At 64.4% G+C, this 16,293-nt stretch carries 19 protein-coding genes; 6 read left to right on the forward strand and 13 right to left on the reverse strand.

Annotation, left to right across the window (positions count from 1 at the left end):
* Window positions 1–78: 78 nt before the first annotated feature.
* The 5 genes from A7X65_RS09580 to A7X65_RS09600 all read right to left on the reverse strand — a co-directional run bounded on the left by A7X65_RS09580 (window position 79) and on the right by A7X65_RS09600 (window position 4,781).
* On the reverse strand, window positions 79–1,047 hold the full coding sequence (locus A7X65_RS09580) for a branched-chain amino acid ABC transporter permease (protein WP_063684165.1): 969 nt from the start codon (window positions 1,045–1,047) through the stop codon (window positions 79–81).
* Between the two features lies 1 nt (window position 1,048).
* Window positions 1,049–1,912 (reverse strand): branched-chain amino acid ABC transporter permease, encoded by an 864-nt coding sequence (locus tag A7X65_RS09585; RefSeq protein WP_063684167.1) that lies wholly within the window; start codon window positions 1,910–1,912, stop codon window positions 1,049–1,051.
* 74 nt (window positions 1,913–1,986) lie between these two features.
* A complete protein-coding gene (locus A7X65_RS09590; RefSeq protein WP_063684169.1) occupies window positions 1,987–3,210 on the reverse strand; it encodes an ABC transporter substrate-binding protein in 1,224 nt (407 codons plus the stop codon).
* Between the two features lie 76 nt (window positions 3,211–3,286).
* Window positions 3,287–4,033: an ABC transporter ATP-binding protein gene (locus A7X65_RS09595; protein WP_063684171.1), complete on the reverse strand. Its 747-nt coding sequence runs from the start codon at window positions 4,031–4,033 to the stop codon at window positions 3,287–3,289.
* Window positions 4,026–4,781: an ABC transporter ATP-binding protein gene (locus tag A7X65_RS09600; protein WP_063684173.1), complete on the reverse strand. Its 756-nt coding sequence runs from the start codon at window positions 4,779–4,781 to the stop codon at window positions 4,026–4,028. Before A7X65_RS09600 ends, A7X65_RS09595 begins: the two co-directional genes overlap by 8 nt.
* Window positions 4,782–5,121: 340 nt before the next feature.
* Here A7X65_RS09600 and A7X65_RS09605 point away from each other — a divergent pair, with 340 nt between their 5' ends.
* Window positions 5,122–5,763, forward strand: a complete 642-nt coding sequence (locus A7X65_RS09605) for a PAS domain-containing protein (RefSeq protein WP_063684175.1) — start codon at window positions 5,122–5,124, stop codon at window positions 5,761–5,763.
* Window positions 5,764–5,772: 9 nt separating this feature from the next.
* Here the strand turns inward: A7X65_RS09605 and A7X65_RS09610 are convergent, their stop codons facing one another.
* Complete coding sequence (locus A7X65_RS09610; protein WP_063684177.1) at window positions 5,773–6,126, reverse strand: ArsC family reductase; 354 nt, start codon at window positions 6,124–6,126, stop codon at window positions 5,773–5,775.
* 105 nt (window positions 6,127–6,231) lie between these two features.
* On the opposite strand from A7X65_RS09610, the gene A7X65_RS09615 reads away from it, so the two are divergent.
* The 3 genes from A7X65_RS09615 (at window position 6,232) to A7X65_RS09625 (ending at window position 8,201) form a co-directional block, all read left to right on the forward strand.
* Complete coding sequence (locus tag A7X65_RS09615) at window positions 6,232–6,603, forward strand: tRNA-binding protein (RefSeq protein WP_063684178.1); 372 nt, start codon at window positions 6,232–6,234, stop codon at window positions 6,601–6,603.
* 180 nt (window positions 6,604–6,783) lie between these two features.
* Window positions 6,784–7,422: a TetR/AcrR family transcriptional regulator gene (locus A7X65_RS09620; protein WP_063684179.1), complete on the forward strand. Its 639-nt coding sequence runs from the start codon at window positions 6,784–6,786 to the stop codon at window positions 7,420–7,422.
* Entirely contained in the window at window positions 7,419–8,201 is a 783-nt protein-coding gene (locus tag A7X65_RS09625; RefSeq protein WP_063684180.1) for a sulfite exporter TauE/SafE family protein, read from the forward strand. Before A7X65_RS09620 ends, A7X65_RS09625 begins: the two co-directional genes overlap by 4 nt.
* A 2-nt stretch (window positions 8,202–8,203) precedes the next feature.
* On the opposite strand, the gene A7X65_RS09630 is transcribed toward A7X65_RS09625, so the two are convergent.
* The 3 genes from A7X65_RS09630 to A7X65_RS09635 form a co-directional block, all read right to left on the reverse strand.
* Window positions 8,204–8,908, reverse strand: a complete 705-nt coding sequence (locus A7X65_RS09630; RefSeq protein ID WP_063684181.1) for a glutathione S-transferase family protein — start codon at window positions 8,906–8,908, stop codon at window positions 8,204–8,206.
* 91 nt (window positions 8,909–8,999) lie between these two features.
* Complete coding sequence (locus tag A7X65_RS42590) at window positions 9,000–9,143, reverse strand: hypothetical protein (RefSeq protein ID WP_167358222.1); 144 nt, start codon at window positions 9,141–9,143, stop codon at window positions 9,000–9,002.
* A gap of 118 nt (window positions 9,144–9,261) precedes the next feature.
* On the reverse strand, window positions 9,262–9,927 hold the full coding sequence (locus A7X65_RS09635; protein ID WP_063684895.1) for a DUF429 domain-containing protein: 666 nt from the start codon (window positions 9,925–9,927) through the stop codon (window positions 9,262–9,264).
* 1,157 nt (window positions 9,928–11,084) lie between these two features.
* Here A7X65_RS09635 and A7X65_RS09645 point away from each other — a divergent pair.
* Entirely contained in the window at window positions 11,085–12,410 is a 1,326-nt protein-coding gene (locus A7X65_RS09645) for a TROVE domain-containing protein (protein WP_063684896.1), read from the forward strand.
* A 114-nt stretch (window positions 12,411–12,524) separates the two neighbouring features.
* Window positions 12,525–13,865 carry an RtcB family protein gene (locus A7X65_RS09650; RefSeq protein WP_063684897.1) on the forward strand — a complete coding sequence of 447 codons (1,341 nt, stop codon included), beginning with the start codon at window positions 12,525–12,527 and terminating at the stop codon, window positions 13,863–13,865.
* A gap of 42 nt (window positions 13,866–13,907) precedes the next feature.
* Here the strand turns inward: A7X65_RS09650 and A7X65_RS09655 are convergent, their stop codons facing one another.
* The 4 genes from A7X65_RS09655 to A7X65_RS09670 form a co-directional block, all read right to left on the reverse strand.
* Window positions 13,908–14,255, reverse strand: a complete 348-nt coding sequence (locus A7X65_RS09655; RefSeq protein WP_063684184.1) for a carboxymuconolactone decarboxylase family protein — start codon at window positions 14,253–14,255, stop codon at window positions 13,908–13,910.
* A gap of 3 nt (window positions 14,256–14,258) precedes the next feature.
* Window positions 14,259–14,780: an RNA polymerase sigma factor gene (locus A7X65_RS09660; RefSeq protein WP_063684186.1), complete on the reverse strand. Its 522-nt coding sequence runs from the start codon at window positions 14,778–14,780 to the stop codon at window positions 14,259–14,261.
* A complete protein-coding gene (locus A7X65_RS09665) occupies window positions 14,777–14,986 on the reverse strand; it encodes a YgaP family membrane protein (protein ID WP_063684188.1) in 210 nt (69 codons plus the stop codon). The genes A7X65_RS09660 and A7X65_RS09665 overlap by 4 nt, the downstream gene beginning before the upstream one ends.
* 95 nt (window positions 14,987–15,081) lie before the next feature.
* Window positions 15,082–16,266 (reverse strand): serine hydrolase, encoded by a 1,185-nt coding sequence (locus tag A7X65_RS09670; RefSeq protein WP_156527714.1) that lies wholly within the window; start codon window positions 16,264–16,266, stop codon window positions 15,082–15,084.
* Between the last annotated feature and the right edge of the window lie 27 nt (window positions 16,267–16,293).

Below are 16,293 nucleotides of genomic sequence, written 5' to 3' on the forward strand. Positions count from 1 at the left end.
CGCGTGTCATCTCCCGCGCGCGGAGCCGGATCATCCACCGCTTTCACGCACCAATGAAATTGGTGCGATATCAATGATTTACAGCGACCGCCGGAAGTAATGGGCGATTTCGCCGATGACGCCTCGGCGGAAGGCGAGCACGCAGAACACGAAGATCGAGCCCTGGATCACCGTCACCCATTGGCCAAACCCGGCCAGATATTGCTGCATGGCGATGATCACGAAGGCGCCGACTACGGGGCCGAAGATGGTGCCGAGACCGCCGACCAGCGTCATCAGCACGACCTCGCCCGACATCGACCAGTGCACGTCGGTGAGCGAGGCGTTCTGCGCCACGAACACCTTGAGCGACCCGGCAAAGCCGGCCAGCGTGCCCGACAGCACGAAGGCCAGGAACTTGTACTGGTCGGTCCGGTAGCCGAGCGAGATGGCGCGCTGCTCGTTCTCGCGGATCGACTTCAGCACTTCGCCGAACGGCGAATTGATGATGCGGAAGATCAGCAGGAAGCCGGCGAGGAAGCCGACCAGCACGACGTAGTAAAGGATCGTCGGCTTGGAGAGATCGAGGACGCCGAACATGCGTCCCTGCGGAATGCCCTGGATGCCGTCCTCGCCGTGGGTGAACGGCGCCTGGAGGTAGATGAAGTACAGCAGCTGCGACAGCGCCAGCGTGATCATCGAGAAATAGATGCCCTGGCGGCGGATCGAGATGTAGCCGGTGATGATCGAGAGCCCGAACGCGGCGACGACGCCGACGAGGATGCCGAGCTCCGGCGGCAGCGCCCACACTTTCAGGGCATGCGCGCTGCAATAGCCCGCCGTCCCCAGGAACATCGCGTGGCCGAACGACAGCAGGCCGCCGTAGCCGATCAGAAGATTGAAGGCGCAGGCGAGCAGCGCGAAGCACAGTGCCTGCATCACGAAGAACGGATAGACGCCCGTGAATGGCACCGAGGCCAGCAGCAGCGCCATTATCACGAATACGATCATCTCGTCGCGCACCGCGCGCGGGGTCGCAGGCAGCGTATCGTCTGTCAGGGTTGTCATATCAGGCCGCCCTTCCCGTCAATCCCGTTGGCTTCACCAGCAGCACCAGCACCATCAGCACGAACACGACGGTGTTGGAGGCCTCGGGGTAGAAATACTTGGTCAGGCCCTCGATCACCCCAAGCGCGAAGCCGGTGATGATGGAGCCCATGATCGATCCCATGCCGCCGATCACGACGACCGCGAACACCACGATGATGAGGTCGGCGCCCATCAGCGGCCGGACCTGGTTGATCGGCGCCGAGAGCACGCCGGCGAGCGCGGCAAGGCCGACGCCGAGACCGTAGGTCAGCGTGATCATGCGCGGCACGTTGATGCCGAAGGCGCGCACCAGCGTTGGGTTTTCAGTGGCGGCGCGCAAATAAGCGCCGAGCTGCGTCTTCTCGATCAGGAACCAGGTGGCAAGACACACCACCAGCGAGAACACGACGACCCAGCCGCGATAGATCGGCAGGAACATGAAGCCGAGATTCATGCCGCCCTTGAGCTGGTCCGGAATGGCGTAAGGCAGGCCGGAGGAGCCGAAATAGTTCTGAAACACGCCCTGCACGATCAGCGCGATGCCGAAGGTGAGCAGCAGGCCGTAGAGATGATCGAGGCCGGTCAGGAACTTCAGCATGGTCCGTTCCAGGATCATACCGAAGATGCCGACGATGATCGGCGCCAGCAGCAGCGCCCACCAGTAATTGATGCCGCCGAGGTTGAGCAGGAAATAGGCGACGAAGGCGCCCATCATGTAGAGCGCGCCATGGGCGAAATTGATGATGTTGAGCATGCCGAAGATCACGGCGAGCCCGAGACTGAGCAGCGCGTAGAACGAGCCGTTGATCAATCCCACCAGTAGCTGAGCGTAAAGAGCCTGCATCGATCCCGCACCCGGTCCCTTCGGCGTTCCCCTGAAAGTCACCCGCAGGCCTCATCGGCCTGCGGGCCGTTATCTTACTTCTTCAACAGCGCGCACTTGCTTTCGGACAGCGGCGTGAAGGCCTGGTCGCCCGGCACCGTGCCGACCAGCTTGTAGAAGTCCCACGGGCCCTTGGACTCCGAGGGCTTCTTCACCTCGAACAGATAGGCGTTGTGGATGGTACGGCCGTTGGGCTGGATCTCGCCCTTGCCGAACAGATCGTCCTCGGTCGGCATCGACTTCATCTTCTCGACGACCTTGACGCCGTCATGAGGATTGCCGCCCAGCGCTTCCAGCGACTTGAGATAGTGGCGCACGCCCGAGTAGACGCCCGCCTGCACCATGGTCGGCATCGCGCCGTTCTTCATCTTCTCCGAGAACCGCTTGGAGAAGGCCCGGGTCTTGTCGTCCATGTCCCAGTAGAAGGTCTCGGTGAAGTTGAGGCCCTGCGCCGTCTCCAGACCGATCGCCTTGACGTCGGTGAGGAACAGCAGCAGCGCCGCGAGCTTCTGGCCGCCCTTGACGATGCCGAACTCGGCCGCTTGCTTGATCGAGTTGGTGGTGTCGCCGCCGGCATTGGCAAGGCCGATGATCTTGGCCTTGGAGGCCTGCGCCTGCAGCAGGAAGGACGAGAAGTCCGGCGTGTTCAAGGGATGCTTGACGCCGCCGACCACCTTGCCGCCGTTGGCGGTGATGACGGAGGTGGTGTCACGCTCGAGCGCGGCGCCGAAGGCGTAGTCCGCGGTCAGGAAGAACCAGGTGTCGCCGCCGGCCTTCACCAGCGCCTGGCCCGTGGTGTGGGCCAGCATGTAGGTGTCGTAGGTCCAGTGCACCGTGTTGGGCGAGCACTGCGCGTTGGTGAGATCCGAGGTCGCCGCGCCCGAGTTGATGTAGACGCCGTTCTTTTCCTTGATGACGTTGTTGACGGCGAGCGCCACGCCGGAATTCGGCACGTCGACGATGACGTCGACCTTGTCCACGTCGAACCACTGCCGCGCGATCGCGGTGCCGATGTCGGGCTTGTTCTGGTGATCGCCGGAAATGATGTCGATCTTCCAGCCCTTCGCCGCCAGGCCGGAATCTTCCACGGCCATCTGCGCGGCGAGCGTCGAGCCGGGGCCGCCGAGGTCGGCGTACAGGCCCGACTGATCGGACAGCGCGCCGATCTTGACGGTCTTGTCCTGCGCGGACGCAACGCCTGCTGCGGCGAAGGTGAGCGCGGTGGTCAGCAGCAATGACGCAATCGACCTGGTCTTCATGCAACTTTCCTTTTTCAATTTTCTCGTTGGCAGTTCGTCAGCTCGAGCACGATCTCTTCGGAAAACCGACGATGCCCTAAACGCCGAGATAGGTGTGGAGCTTATCCATATTGGCGGCAAGCTCCGAGTTGGAAAATCCGTCAATGATCTTGCCGTGCTCGACCACGTAATAGCGATCGGCGACGGTCGAGGCGAAGCGGAAGTTCTGCTCGACCAGGAGGATCGTGAAGCCTTCCTTCTTCAGCCGCGCAATGGTGTGGCCGATCTGCTGGATGATGACCGGAGCAAGGCCCTCGGTCGGCTCGTCCAGCATCAGGAAGCTTGCGCCGGTGCGCAGGATGCGCGCGATCGCGAGCATCTGCTGCTCGCCGCCGGACAGCTTTGTGCCCTGGCTGTTGAGCCGCTCCTTCAGGTTCGGAAACAGGTCGAAGATCTGCTCGAGCGGCAGCCCGCCTGCGCGGACCACCGGCGGCAGCATCAGATTCTCCCGCACGTCGAGGCTGGAGAATATCCCCCGCTCTTCCGGGCAGAACGCAATGCCCATGCGCGCGATCTTGTCGGAGGTCGCGCGGATGATCTCCTGGTTGTTGAACTTCACCGAGCCGGTACGCTTGCCGATGATGCCCATGATCGACTTCAGCGTGGTCGTCTTGCCTGCGCCGTTGCGCCCGAGCAGGGTGACGACCTCGCCCGCGTTCACGTCGAAATTGATCCCGTGCAGGATGTGGGACTCGCCGTACCAGGCCTCGAGGTTGCGGACCTGGAGGATGTTGCCGCCGGTCGCGGCCTTTGCCGGAGCCTCGGCGATCGCAGTGTCAGGCATGACCGGCTCCCAGGTAAGCTTCCTTGACGCGCTCGTCCTTGGTGAGCTCGCTGTAATGACCTTGCGCGAGCACCTGCCCGCGCGTCAGCACCGTGATGATGTCCGAGAGATTGGCCACGACGCTCAAATTATGCTCGACCATCAGGATGGTGTATTTCGCGGAGATGCGCTTGATCAGCGCCGCGATCTTGTCGATGTCCTCGTGACCCATGCCGGCCATCGGCTCGTCCAGCAGCATCATCTCAGGGTCGAGCGCGAGCGTGGTTGCGATCTCAAGTGCACGTTTGCGCCCATAGGGCATCTCGACCGCGGGCGTATTGGCAAACTCGCTGAGGCCGACATCGTTCAGCAATTCACGCGCGCGATCGTTGAAGCGGTTGAGCACCGTTTTCGAGCGCCAGAAATCGAACGAAGAACCGTGCTGGCGCTGGAGCGCGACACGGACGTTTTCCAGCGCGGTGAGATGCGGAAATACCGCCGAAATCTGGAACGAGCGAACCAGCCCCAGGCGGGCCACGTCGGCCGGCGCCATCGCGGTGATGTCCTGTCCCTTGTACAGGATTTTTCCGGCGGACGGCTTCAGGAACTTGGTCAGAAGATTGAAGCACGTAGTCTTGCCGGCGCCATTCGGGCCGATCAACGCGTGAATGCTCCCACGGCGAACCTTGAGCGCAACGTCGCGGACGGCGAAGAAGCCCGCGAACTCCTTGGTCAAGCCTTCCGTTTCGAGAATGAACTCATCGGCCAAACAGATTTCCCCCTGCCCGCGACGCGCGTGGCTATCCTTGTTGCTTCGGCTTTCCGGAGGCCCTGGAGCCCGTCCGGAACGCCGCCTCCGGGCGCGGAATATGCCGGAGGTGACGGGGGTTAGGCAAGGCGGAAAGCTGAGCAGATCAGGTCTCCGGCTGGGATACAAATGCTCCCTTAGTCGGAGATGTTTCGATGTCACGCCTGCCCGGCCTCCCGGCTCGCACAAGCACCGGTCATCAAGCCGTCGTTAACGGTCTTTGGTCCCTCGCGCCAGCCTTCATAGAAAATTTTCCCGCAAGCGGCATGATGCGCGGGTTCGGTCTGCCGGGAATATTGTTTTGGATTTCGCAAGCGCCGCTCCCTCCGTCGTCAAGTCGATCAGGCAGCGTGATCTGCTGAACACGTGGCTGCGACTTTATGCGCGCGAGCAGATCGTACCGGCGATCTGGGAGTACCAGCCGGCACGGCTCGAGGAAGAGCTGTCGGATCTCATCTATTATACCGTGGACAATTCGGCGCAGATCCCGCGGCTCGTCATCCAGAGCGAAGGCACGCGAATCTCCCGCGCTTACGGGCACACCGGCAAGGGCGTGCCGCTGGACGACTATATCGGGCCGCGGCTCGCGCCCCTTGTCATGCCCGTCTATCATGAATGCGTCGCGCGCGGGCTTCCGGTCTACAGCGTTGCCGACGTCGACGACATCTATGGGCGCGTCGTCGCCTATGAGCGTCTGCTGCTGCCGTTCCTGACCGACGGCAAGGTCTGTCATGTCATCGCCTCGCTCAAGACCTTCTGCGAGGACGGCGGCTTCGAGATCAAGAATCTGATGCGCGGAAATGACGCGCTACCGCGTCCCAAACTGTGCGCCGTGATCGACCGCGACCTCTTTCATCGCGCGCCCGGCCGCATCGCGGCCGCCGACGTCGTCGAGTTTGCCGACCAGCCCGACATCCCCACCGAGACCATCGAGCTGAACTAGCGTCCCGGCCTACTTGGTCTTGACTTCCTTGGCATAGATGTCCGGCTTGAAGCCGACCAGCAGCTTGCCGCCCATTTCCAGCACCGGCCGCTTGATCATCGATGGTTGCGCTAGCATCAACGCCAGCGCCTTCTTCTCGGTGAGCCCTTCCTTGTCGGACTCCGGGAGCTTCTTGAAGGTGGTGCCGGCGCGATTGAGCAGCGTCTCCCAGCCGACCTTGTCGCTCCAGTGCTTGAGCTTGTCCTTCTCGACGCCCACGGCCTTGTAATCGTGAAACTCGTAAGCCACGCCGTGGCTGTCGAGCCATGTGCGCGCCTTCTTCATGGTGTCGCAGTTCTTGATGCCGTAGATGATGTTGGGCAAGACAACTCCTCGCGCATGCGTGCTGCTTCGGCTGCGGCGTTGTACGAAACTCTCCTTCGCGCGACAATATTGCAAACGAAGCCCGCTCTCCAAAACGGTCACATCATGCACGTTACCCACGACCCCGCCGCGGCGGCCTCGCCGACCATCGACTTCAACAGCTTCCTCGCCGTCGACATCCGCGTCGGCACCATCGTCGACGCCAAGCCGTTCCCCAAGGCGCGCAAGCCGGCATGGCGCCTGTGGATCGACTTCGGGCCTGCGATCGGCGTGCGCAAGAGTTCGGCGCAGATCACCGAGAACCATCCGCTCGAGACGCTGGTGGGGCAACAGGTCGCCGCGGTCGTCAATTTCCCGCCGCGGCAGATCGGGCCTGTCGTCTCGGAGGTGCTCACGCTCGGCTTCCCAGATGCCGACGGCAAGGTCGTGCTGGTGCAGCCGAGCAAGCCCGTGCCGAACGGCGGGCGGCTGTTCTAGCCTCGGGCGGTACGCAGCGACACTCCTCGACCGCGCCTCCAACGGCCAGGACTTGACCAGAATCCGCTTTGGCAATAAAACTGACTGACTGATCGTTTTTTATTTTCACGGGCCAGATTGCGGCCGCAACATGCCCTGATTTGAAAACGATCGACCGGTCAGCTATTTAGGGACAGCCGAATGCCCAAGATCAGCGACAAGCAGCGTGAAGGCCGGCGGCAGCAGATCCTCGAGGCCGCCCTCGCCTGCTTCGCCGAGAACGGATTTCACCAGACCGGCATGGCCGACATCGTGAAACGATCGGGGCTCAGCCACGGCGCGGTCTATCTTTATTTCCAGAGCAAGGACGATCTGATCGAGGCGCTCGCCGACGACCGGCATCGGCGCGAGGCCGTGCTGAACTCGGTTGCGCAGGGATCGGGCGATCCGATCGAGGGACTTCACGCGCTGGTCCGCGTCTATGCGCAATGGCTCACCGATCCCGCCGGGGAAGCGCGGCGGCGCGTCGGCATCCATGGTTGGGCCGAAGCGCTGCGCAACCGCCGCGTCCGCACCAACGTCGTCGAGGGCATCGATATGCCGCGCGCGCTGATCGTGGCGCTCGTGGAGCGTGGCCAGCATGACGGCCTGATCCGGCAAGCCCCCGGCGCCGAAGCGATCGCGCGCATGCTGATCGCGATCTTCCAGGGCTTCGTGCTGCAGAAGTCCTGGGGCGAGGATTTTGACGTCGCCGCCTGCATGGCGGCCGTCGATGCCGTGATCGACGGACTGCGCACGTCGAAGCCGGGCGTGAAGCGACGGACCAGGACGGAACGATGACCTGGATTCATGACATCCTCGCCGGCGCCGGCGTCGGTCTTGTCGCGGGGTTGGCATCGGGCTTCACGGGCACGAGCCCGGGTGGCGGCCTCGTCATCTTCTCCGTGCTGCTGCTCGGGGCCGAACAGCACGTCGCGCAGGGCACCTCGCTAATCACGCAGATCCCTCCGACCGGCCTTGCCGGCGCGCGCCGCTACTGGCAGAGCGGCAATCGCAGCCCGTTGCCGTGGATCGTCTGGATCGGTCTCGGATTTCTCCTCGGCGGCGCGGGTGGCGGGTACGCCGCGGCCGCGGTGTCCGATGCCGTGCTGCGCTGGACCTATGTCGTCTATCTCGTCGCGCTGATCGCGATGTTGCTTCTGCGCAGCGAGCGCAAGGACGCAGGCACCGAGGCCGCCAGTCGAGACGAGCTGCCCTGGCCGCCGCTTGTCCTCATCGGCACGCTGGCCGGATTTTCCTCGGGCTTCATGGGCATCGGCGGCGGGCTCGCCATCACCGTCGGCCTCGCCGCGGGCCTGCGCGTGCCGCAGCATCAGGCGCAGCTCGTCAGCCTGATCTTCTCGGTGATCCCGACCAACATTCCGGCCGCCTGGATCTACTGGAGCAAGGGGCTGATGGTCGGCTGGCCGGCCATCCTCGGGATTCTCGCCGGCCTGTGGATCGGCACCGACCTCGGTGCGCGCGCGGCCAATGGCGTCAGCAAATCGGCGCTGCGCAAGGCCATGATCGCCCTCGTCTCGCTGATGGCGCTCTACATGACCACGAAGGCGCTGAGCTGATCTTACGGCCGCGCCGGAATGTTCAGCCCGCGCTGCACCGCCGGCCGTGCCAATCCGCGCTCGAGCCAGGCACCGACGGACTTGAACTGGCTGAACTCGACGAGATCGCCCGCGCCGTAGAAGCCGATGAGGTTGCGCACCCAGCCGAGCATGGAGATGTCGGCGATGGTGTAGTCGTTATCCATGAACCACTGGCGGCCGGAGAGATGCGCCTCCATCACGCCGAGCAAGCGCTTGGCTTCGGCGACGTAGCGATCGCGCGGCCGCTTGTCCTCGAAATCCTTGCCGGCGAATTTGTGGAAGAAGCCGACCTGGCCGAACATCGGCCCGATGCCGCCCATCTGGAAATGCACCCACTGGATGGTTTGATAGCGGCGCGCAGCATCCTGCGGCAGCAGCTTGCCGGTCTTCTCCGCAAGATATTGCAGGATAGCGCCGGACTCGAACAGCGGCAGCGGACGGCCGCCGGGACCGTTGGGGTCGAGCATCGCCGGGATCTTGCCGTTGGGATTGAGCGACAGGAATTCCGGCGTCTTCTGGTCGTCCTTGCCGAAATCGACGAGGTGAACTTCGTAAGGCAGCCCGATCTCTTCCAGCATGATCGAGACCTTGACGCCGTTCGGCGTCGGCAACGAATAGAGCTGGAGCAGCTCGGGATGCTTGGCCGGCCAGCGCTTGGTGATGGGAAAGGCGGACAGATCGGACATTAGGACCCCGGCTGCGTTCGTGAGATTCGCCCTAATCTAGGGGAGCAGGCGAACGACGCAAGGCCGGGCACTCTTCACGCATCATCTGCGGCTAGATCGGCCGGAGCAAGTGCGTGGTGGCGTACACGATATCGCGCTGGGCGCGCTGCTCGATGAAGAGCTGCCCGGTGACGAGCAGGCCTCCGGTGAAAACAAGCGCGAGCATCGCGGTCGCGAATTGACTGGTATCGTACATCGCGGAAGCATCCCTCTGATCGGTTCGCACGGGGAACGCGGGGCGACCATCGGCAGTTCCTGCAACCCTCAAATATTTTGCCGTTTTTTCCCGAACTGAAGTTCGCTGGGCCACGACCTCAATAGTTGATCTCCATGCGCAATCCGCGCGGATCGATCTCGTCGCCACCGACCCGCTGCACGCTATCGCGTGCCGCGATCGCGCAGGCGCAGGCATCGACGAGATCGTCGCGGCCGATCCCGGTGCCGTGACGCAGCGTCAGCCAACGCTCGATCCCGGTGAAGCCACGCGCGCGCAGCAGCTCGATGCGCTGCCCGCGGCCTTGCGCCGACGTCTTCTTTGCCAACCGCACGCGCCCGGCGAGATTCCAGAAGATCAACTCCGGATGCGCTTCGCCGATCGTCGCCTGCCGCGCCGGCGTCATGATCTCGTCGGCCTCTCTCATCTTGTCCCTGATATTCCAGAGCTGCGCCGACACGCCCCTGCCCTTGCCCTCGCGCTCCCAGTAATGACGATTGGCCGCGGCCATGTCCGGGAACGTCCAGAGGTCGCGGCGCGCACCGAGAAACACCGCGGGCCCGATCAATTCGCGCGCACGCAGATCGCATTCGCGATAGCCACTGTGCTTCAATCCGATCGGCATGTCGATCATCGCGCGCGCATGCGGCATCGCGAGCAGGCGCGTTAGGCCCGGCGAATAGTCGAAGCCGTGATCGCCGCGCGCGTCGATCCAGGCAGCGACCCAGCCGAAACGAAATCCGTCGAGACCGAGATAGTTCGGCACGTCATGCATCCGTCATTTCAACTTTCGTGCGCGTGCCGCTTGACACCCGCAAGTTGCAGGCGTATTTCCCGCGGCCTCACGAACACTTCCGTTCGCGACAGAGACCATGAACCGAGCGATGTCGCACTGCTACGAAAGATTTGCCCGCATGCCGAATAGCTACAAGCTATTCGATGTCGCATGCCCGGCTCATGGGAGCGATCTTGCCTGACCGCAAGATCGACAGTCCGCTTCTCACGGACCCTCCCGAGCCTGCCGCTCCGGAGGGTTTTTTGTTGCCTTCCGCGCGGCCCCATCGAACGACCCGGCCATGGCCGGAACGAGAGACCCGGATCTCGGGGCTCGCGCAGACGATGCGCGCGCCCAAGCGCGCGGGGCCTGCCGGAGGGAACGAGGCGATGAGCCGGACACCGATGGCAGAGCGAACCCCGATGGTTCGCAAGATGCGGCGCGTCGACAGCGCCGCGATAGAATTTTTCCAACTCGGTTTGCCGCGATGATCGCGGCTCAACCGACGCTGGTGGTGAGAATATCGAATACTTCGCACGATGGAAGAGCGGGTTCGAATTCCGCCTTTGACGAACGCGCCTTGCGCGGCTGTCAGTGGTGGAAGGAGACTTGGTTGCCATCCCAGAAAGCCGATATCGCCCGTTCCCCAGCGTACCCATCAACGGCCGCTGCGAAAGCGTCGGCCTGGCGGTGGTGAAGATGTCTGTTACTTCGGACCGCGCAGGTTCGACTCCTGCAAGTGCAAGGAACGGTCGGTCGCCCGCGAGGGCAGCAACAGCATCGCTCGTTCCCCGCCACCCCCATCACGGTCCGTGGTGAAGATAGCTGCTACTTCGAATCATAATCGAGAGGTCGCGGGTTCGAATCCCGCCCGGTGTACCGTGCACCGGTAGCTCAGCGGATAGAGCGCTACCTGGCCTGCAGGGTAAGCTGCTGGCCGGGGTCTCAGCATCGCCTGTTCCCGGATCGTGTCTGTCTCGTCCCCACCGCCGGTGGTGAAGAGCGCTGTTACTTCGTGATCGCAACAGCAGCGTCTCGACTCTCTTCGGAGGTTGGGCCCGCTCTGCGAAGCCCCGAGAGGGGCGGTGCAGCCTCGCCTGTTCCCCGGCACCGATTTTCATTTCCCCACCACCACAGAGGAGGCCGTCATGGTCAGGCTCAACAAGATCGTTCGCGCCTTCACGCATGAGGGTGCCCGCGCCGTTCGCTTCACGCCCGAGATGGAGCTGAAGCGCGCGCTGATGAACTGCCTTCTCTGGGAGAAGCAGTTCTACGAGGACGGCGTCGCCATCGCCGACCGCATCGCGGCGCTCGTGCCCAAGGTCGCTCCCGCCCGCGTGGCGCAGCTCGCGATCGAGGCGCGCGAGGTGATGAAGCTGCGGCACGCGCCGCTGCTCGTCATCCGCGAGATGGCGCGGAGCGAGAAGCACCGCGCCCTCGTTGCCGATACCCTCGCCCAGGTGATCCAGCGTCCCGACGAGATGACGGAGCTGCTCGCGATCTACTGGGCGGATGCGCTCGGCCCGCAGCAGCAGCGCAAGCTTCAGCCGGTCTCCGCGCAGGTCAAGAAGGGTCTTGCCCGTGCGCTGACCAAGTTCGACGCCTATCAGCTCGCCAAGTACGACCGCGACGGCGCGGTGCGGATCAGGGACGTGCTGTTCCTGGTTCACGCCAAGCCCAGGGATGCCGACCAGGCCAAGGTGTGGAAGCAGCTCGTCGACGGCGAGCTCGCCTCCCCCGACACCTGGGAGGTTTCGCTCTCGGCGGGCAAGTGCAAGCGCGAGACCTTCGAGCGGCTGATCGCCGAGAAGAAGCTCGGCGGCCTGGCGCTCCTGCGCAATCTGCGGCTGATGCAGACTGCGCAGGTCCCGCGCGAGACCATCGCAGGCGCGATCGAGGCGATGCGGACGGATCGTATCCTTCCCTATCGCTTCATCACGGCGGCGCGCTATGCGCCGGACTTCGAGCCCGAGCTCGAGGCTGCGATGCTCAAGTCGGTCAAGGACCACGTTCGGTTTTCGGGCCGTACGCGGCTCCTGATCGACGTGTCGGGCTCGATGTTCACGGCCCTCTCCGCGCAGTCGGAAATGACGCGCGCGGAGGCGGCGTGTGGCCTTGCCATCCTCGCGCGCGAGATCTGCGACGAGGTCGAGATCTTCACCTTCAGCAATGAGGTCGTGAAGGTCCCGCCCCGCCGCGGCTTCGCGCTCAGGGATGCGATCATCAACTCGCAGCCGCATGGCGGAACGTATCTCGGCAAGGCGGTGGCGGAGATCGACCGCAAGGGCGATCGCCTCGTCGTCTTCACCGACGAGCAGAGCCACGACCAGGTGCCCGAGCCCAGGGCGCGCGGTACCATGGTGAACGTGGCCTCGTATCAGCACGGTGTCGGTCACGGCGCCTGGACCCGCGTCAACGGCTTCTCCGAGGCCGTGGTCGCGTGGATCGCGGCGTCGGAGACGGCATTGAACTGACGCGCAACGACAACGGCCCCGGACGCGAAGCGCGCCCGGGGCCCTCAAACTCTTTGAAATGTTCCGCCCGCGCCTTCTATGGTGCGGGCGGAATGCAACGCAGGACATACGACCATGCGACGATCCGATCCCTACATGGAACGCGCCCGCGAGCTCTGCCTCGCCGCCGGCGTCGATCCCGAATCGCGCGTCGGCGAAGGACGCGGCCAGCCGGCCTGGTGCCTGTACAAGGACGCCGCGCGCAAGGAGCACCTCGCCCGCGAGGCCGAAGCGACCGCAAGCGCGATCGCCCAGCTCCGTCCGCAGGACGCCCGCTTCCAGAATGCGCCGCTGAAGATCTTCGGCCCGCATGAGGACGCCACCATCGCGCAGATGCGTAACTGCATGGCGGTCGGCAACGTCGTCTCCGGCGTGATCTGCGCCGACGGCCATCTCGGTTACGCCCAGCCGGTTGGCGGGGTCATTGCCTATGAGAAGCAGATCAGCATCTCGGGCGTCGGCTTCGACATCGGTTGCGGCAACATGGCAGCTCGGCTCGACACCCGCTTCGACGACATTGCGGCGATCGTGCCCACGATCATCCGCGACGTCGCCAAGGTGATCTCGTTCGGTGTCGGCCGAGCCAACGCCGAACGGGCCGAGCACGCGCTGTTCGACGACGGCGATGCCTGGCGCGAGAGCGACATGGAGGCCTACCGCCAGAAGGCGGTGAGCCAGCTCGGCACGGTCGGGTCGGGAAACCACTATGTCGACCTCATGCGCGACGAGGAAGGCTTTGTCTGGATCGGCGTCCACTTCGGAAGCCGCGGTCTCGGACACACCTCCGCGACGCGCTACCTCAAGGCCGCCGGCGGCAAGGACGGCATGAACGTCCCGCCCGCCGTGGTCGATGAGGATTCCGAGCTCGGCCGCCGCTACATCGCGGCGATGCAGCTCGCCGGGCGTTATGCCTATGCGGGCCGCGAGTGGGTCGTCGAACGCGTCCGCCAGATCATCGGCGGCAGCGTGACCGAGAGCGTGCACAACCACCACAACTATGCCTGGCGTGAGACCCACGACGGGCGGGATCTGTGGGTGGTGCGCAAGGGCGCGACGCCGGCGTTTCCCGGCCAGAAGGGATTCGTCGGCGGCTCGATGGGCGACGACGCCGTCATTCTCGAAGGCGTCGACAGTCCGGAGGCCAAGGCTTCGCTCTACTCGACCGTGCACGGCGCAGGCCGCATGTTCGGACGAAAGGAGGCGAAGCGGCGCTTCTCGCGCGCGGAGATGGACCGCTGGCTCAACGAGCGTGGCGTCACCTTGATCGGTGCCGACCTCGACGAGAGCCCGATGGCCTATCGCCGCCTGCCCGACGTGCTTGCCCAGCACGCCGGCACCGTGCGGGTGCTGCACACGCTGCGGCCGTTCGCCGTCGCCATGGCCGGCGAAGGCGAGTTCGATCCGTGGAAGGACTGATGCAAACAGCGGGCGGGAGGTCATGCCTCCCGCCCGCAACTCCTATGTCTCTGTCGCGCCGCGATGCCGCTCGAACAGTCGCTGTGCCAGCAGCGCGTGGCCGAGCGTGCCGCCGGCGCGCACGGCTGCCGCAATCAATGCGGCCTCTGCCACTTCTTCGCGCGTCGCTCCGGCCCTCGCCGCCTGCGCGGTATGGACATCGAGGCAATAGGCACATTGCGTGGTGAGCGCGACCGCGAGCGAGATCAGCTCGCGATATTTCGGCGGGATCAAGCCGTCCTTGCGTTCGACCGCATGGTTGAACGCAAGGAACGCGTTGGCTTCGACCGGCGCGAGCGTAATCAGGGCCGGGATCGCTTTCAGATCGTCAGGGCTTTGATAGTCGCTCACGGCTCACCTCATGAGATATTCGCGCATCAGGGCGCGGGCGCGATGCAGGCGCGCCTTCACGGTCTGCCTGGTCGCGCCGAGTGCCTCGGCGATCTCGTCGATGGTCATTTCCTTGACATCGCGCATCAACGCGACATCGCGATAATGCGGCGGCAGCGCCTCGAAGGCGGCGGCCACGTCGAGCCGGAGGTCAGCTTCGGGGCGCGCAAGCAATGCGCCCTCCGCCTCGCTCTCATCGACATCAGGCGCGAGGCCCGCCTTGCGCGCGAGCCGCAGGCATTCGCGGCGGACCACGCTGAACAGCCAGGCCGACAGCGCCAGCAGCGAGCGTATCGTGCCGACATGGCGGGAGAGGATCCACAGCGCTTCCTGCGCCGCATCCTCGGCGTCCGCCGAGCTGCGGCAGGTCGCGCGGGCGTAGCGGCAGATATCCGGCTGGGCCGTGGCGAGCAACGAGGCGATCGCCTTGGGATCGCCGAGCCGCGCCGCCTCGAACAGGTTTGGCGAGAGCGCGGCCGCGTTCACGACACGCCCCCGCGGCCGATTCCGGCCATCGCGCACATCGGGCAATAGCCGACGAGGCCCGTCAGCGCGAAGCCGGCGCCGCTGAGCGCCACCAGCCACGCCGTGGCACCGGCGAGATAGACGAATGCCGCAATCGCCACCGCAATCCCCGCGGCAAGCCGCACCGCCTGGTGCAGGCCGCCGATATTCTTCCTGTAAAATGCCATAGCATCCTCCGAGATGAGCCGAGGCTGATTGCCTCGACCACAAAGAGGACGCGACGGCCGGAAAGGATTCGCGGTCGCGCGCAATTTTTTCGCGGTCAGCTCCCGACCGCCTGATAGGCCAGACGCTTGAACTCGAAGAAGAATGGGTTCCAGAAACCCATATGGCGCTGGGCCATCAGCACGCCTGCGGTATTGGCTTGCGGGCAAACCCACCAATGGGTACCCGCAAGGCCACCCCACTGGAACTCGCCAGTCGAGTTCGGCGGATCAAGCGGCGTCGGCGCGAAGGTGACCGCGCCGCCAAGGCCAAAACCCTTGCCGGGCATCGGCCCGAGATTGGCAAATCGGATGGTCCCGCCCGCGGGCAGCTGGTTCGTCATCATCTGCCGCAGCGTGTCGGGCTTGAGGAGCACATCCGATCCCGGCACCAGGGCCCGCGCAAGCGCCAGCATGTCAGGCAAGGTCGAGACCAGACCACCGCCGCCCGACTGGCGCGGGAATGGCTGACGATACGCTCCCGGATAGGGCAGATTGTCGGCGCGCTTGAGACCCGGCTTCATGGGATCGAGCACATCGGTGCCGGTGTAGAGCGCAACCAGCCTGCCCTGCTGCGCTTCCGGCACATAGAAGCCGGTATCGGTCATGCCGAGCGGATCGAAGATGCGCGCCTTGAAGAAGGCATCGAGGGTCTTGCCCGAGACGACTTCGACGACGCGGCCGAGCACGTCGGTGGCCACCGAATATTCCCAGGACGTGCCGGGATGATAGGACAGCGGCAGATCGGCGAGCTTGTCGATCATGTCGGTGAGCGGCGTCAGCGGATTGAGCACGCGCGCTTCATTATAGCCTTTGAACAGCACCGTGCCGGGATCGAAGATGCCGTAGCTGAGACCCGAGGTGTGCGTCAGAAGCTGGCGGATCGTGATCGGGCCTTTCGCCGGCTCGACATCGGCAAGGCTGGAGGCGCCCTGCTTGAGCACCTTGCGATTGCCGAGCTGCGGCAGGAATCTCTCGATCGCGTCATCGAGCCCGATGCGGCCCTCCTCGACCAGCAGCATGATCGAGCATGTGACGAAGATCTTGGTGTTCGAATAGGCGCGGAAGATGTGGTCGGGCTGGAGCGCCGTCTTCGCCTCGCGGTCGGCAAAGCCGACGCATTGCTGATCGACCACCTCCCGCCCGCGCAGCACCGCCCAGGACACGCCCGGAATGATCTCCTGATCGACGTAGCGCTGCATCGCCGTCCGCGCGGCGGAAAAATCTGTCACTCTGGCGTCCATGTGTTTCCCCCAATTATGGTTGGGATC

The sequence above is a fragment of the Bradyrhizobium stylosanthis genome (genome assembly GCF_001641335.1).
Classification (GTDB): domain Bacteria; phylum Pseudomonadota; class Alphaproteobacteria; order Rhizobiales; family Xanthobacteraceae; genus Bradyrhizobium; species Bradyrhizobium stylosanthis.

What these genes read in the sequence shown, in the direction of transcription:
- A7X65_RS09630 (WP_063684181.1), bottom strand. Translation starts at nt 8,908, where the DNA reads ATGTCCGATCTGTCCGCCTTTCCCATCACCAAGCGCTGGCCGGCCAAG.
- A7X65_RS09615 (WP_063684178.1), top strand. Translation starts at nt 6,232, where the DNA reads ATGCACGTTACCCACGACCCCGCCGCGGCGGCCTCGCCGACCATCGAC.
- A7X65_RS09645 (WP_063684896.1), top strand. Translation starts at nt 11,085, where the DNA reads ATGGTCAGGCTCAACAAGATCGTTCGCGCCTTCACGCATGAGGGTGCC.
- A7X65_RS09580 (WP_063684165.1), bottom strand. Translation starts at nt 1,047, where the DNA reads ATGACAACCCTGACAGACGATACGCTGCCTGCGACCCCGCGCGCGGTG.
- A7X65_RS42590 (WP_167358222.1), bottom strand. Translation starts at nt 9,143, where the DNA reads ATGTACGATACCAGTCAATTCGCGACCGCGATGCTCGCGCTTGTTTTC.
- A7X65_RS09650 (WP_063684897.1), top strand. Translation starts at nt 12,525, where the DNA reads ATGCGACGATCCGATCCCTACATGGAACGCGCCCGCGAGCTCTGCCTC.
- A7X65_RS09625 (WP_063684180.1), top strand. Translation starts at nt 7,419, where the DNA reads ATGACCTGGATTCATGACATCCTCGCCGGCGCCGGCGTCGGTCTTGTC.
- A7X65_RS09670 (WP_156527714.1), bottom strand. Translation starts at nt 16,266, where the DNA reads ATGGACGCCAGAGTGACAGATTTTTCCGCCGCGCGGACGGCGATGCAG.
- A7X65_RS09620 (WP_063684179.1), top strand. Translation starts at nt 6,784, where the DNA reads ATGCCCAAGATCAGCGACAAGCAGCGTGAAGGCCGGCGGCAGCAGATC.
- A7X65_RS09585 (WP_063684167.1), bottom strand. Translation starts at nt 1,912, where the DNA reads ATGCAGGCTCTTTACGCTCAGCTACTGGTGGGATTGATCAACGGCTCG.
- A7X65_RS09595 (WP_063684171.1), bottom strand. Translation starts at nt 4,033, where the DNA reads ATGCCTGACACTGCGATCGCCGAGGCTCCGGCAAAGGCCGCGACCGGC.
- A7X65_RS09590 (WP_063684169.1), bottom strand. Translation starts at nt 3,210, where the DNA reads ATGAAGACCAGGTCGATTGCGTCATTGCTGCTGACCACCGCGCTCACC.
- A7X65_RS09665 (WP_063684188.1), bottom strand. Translation starts at nt 14,986, where the DNA reads ATGGCATTTTACAGGAAGAATATCGGCGGCCTGCACCAGGCGGTGCGG.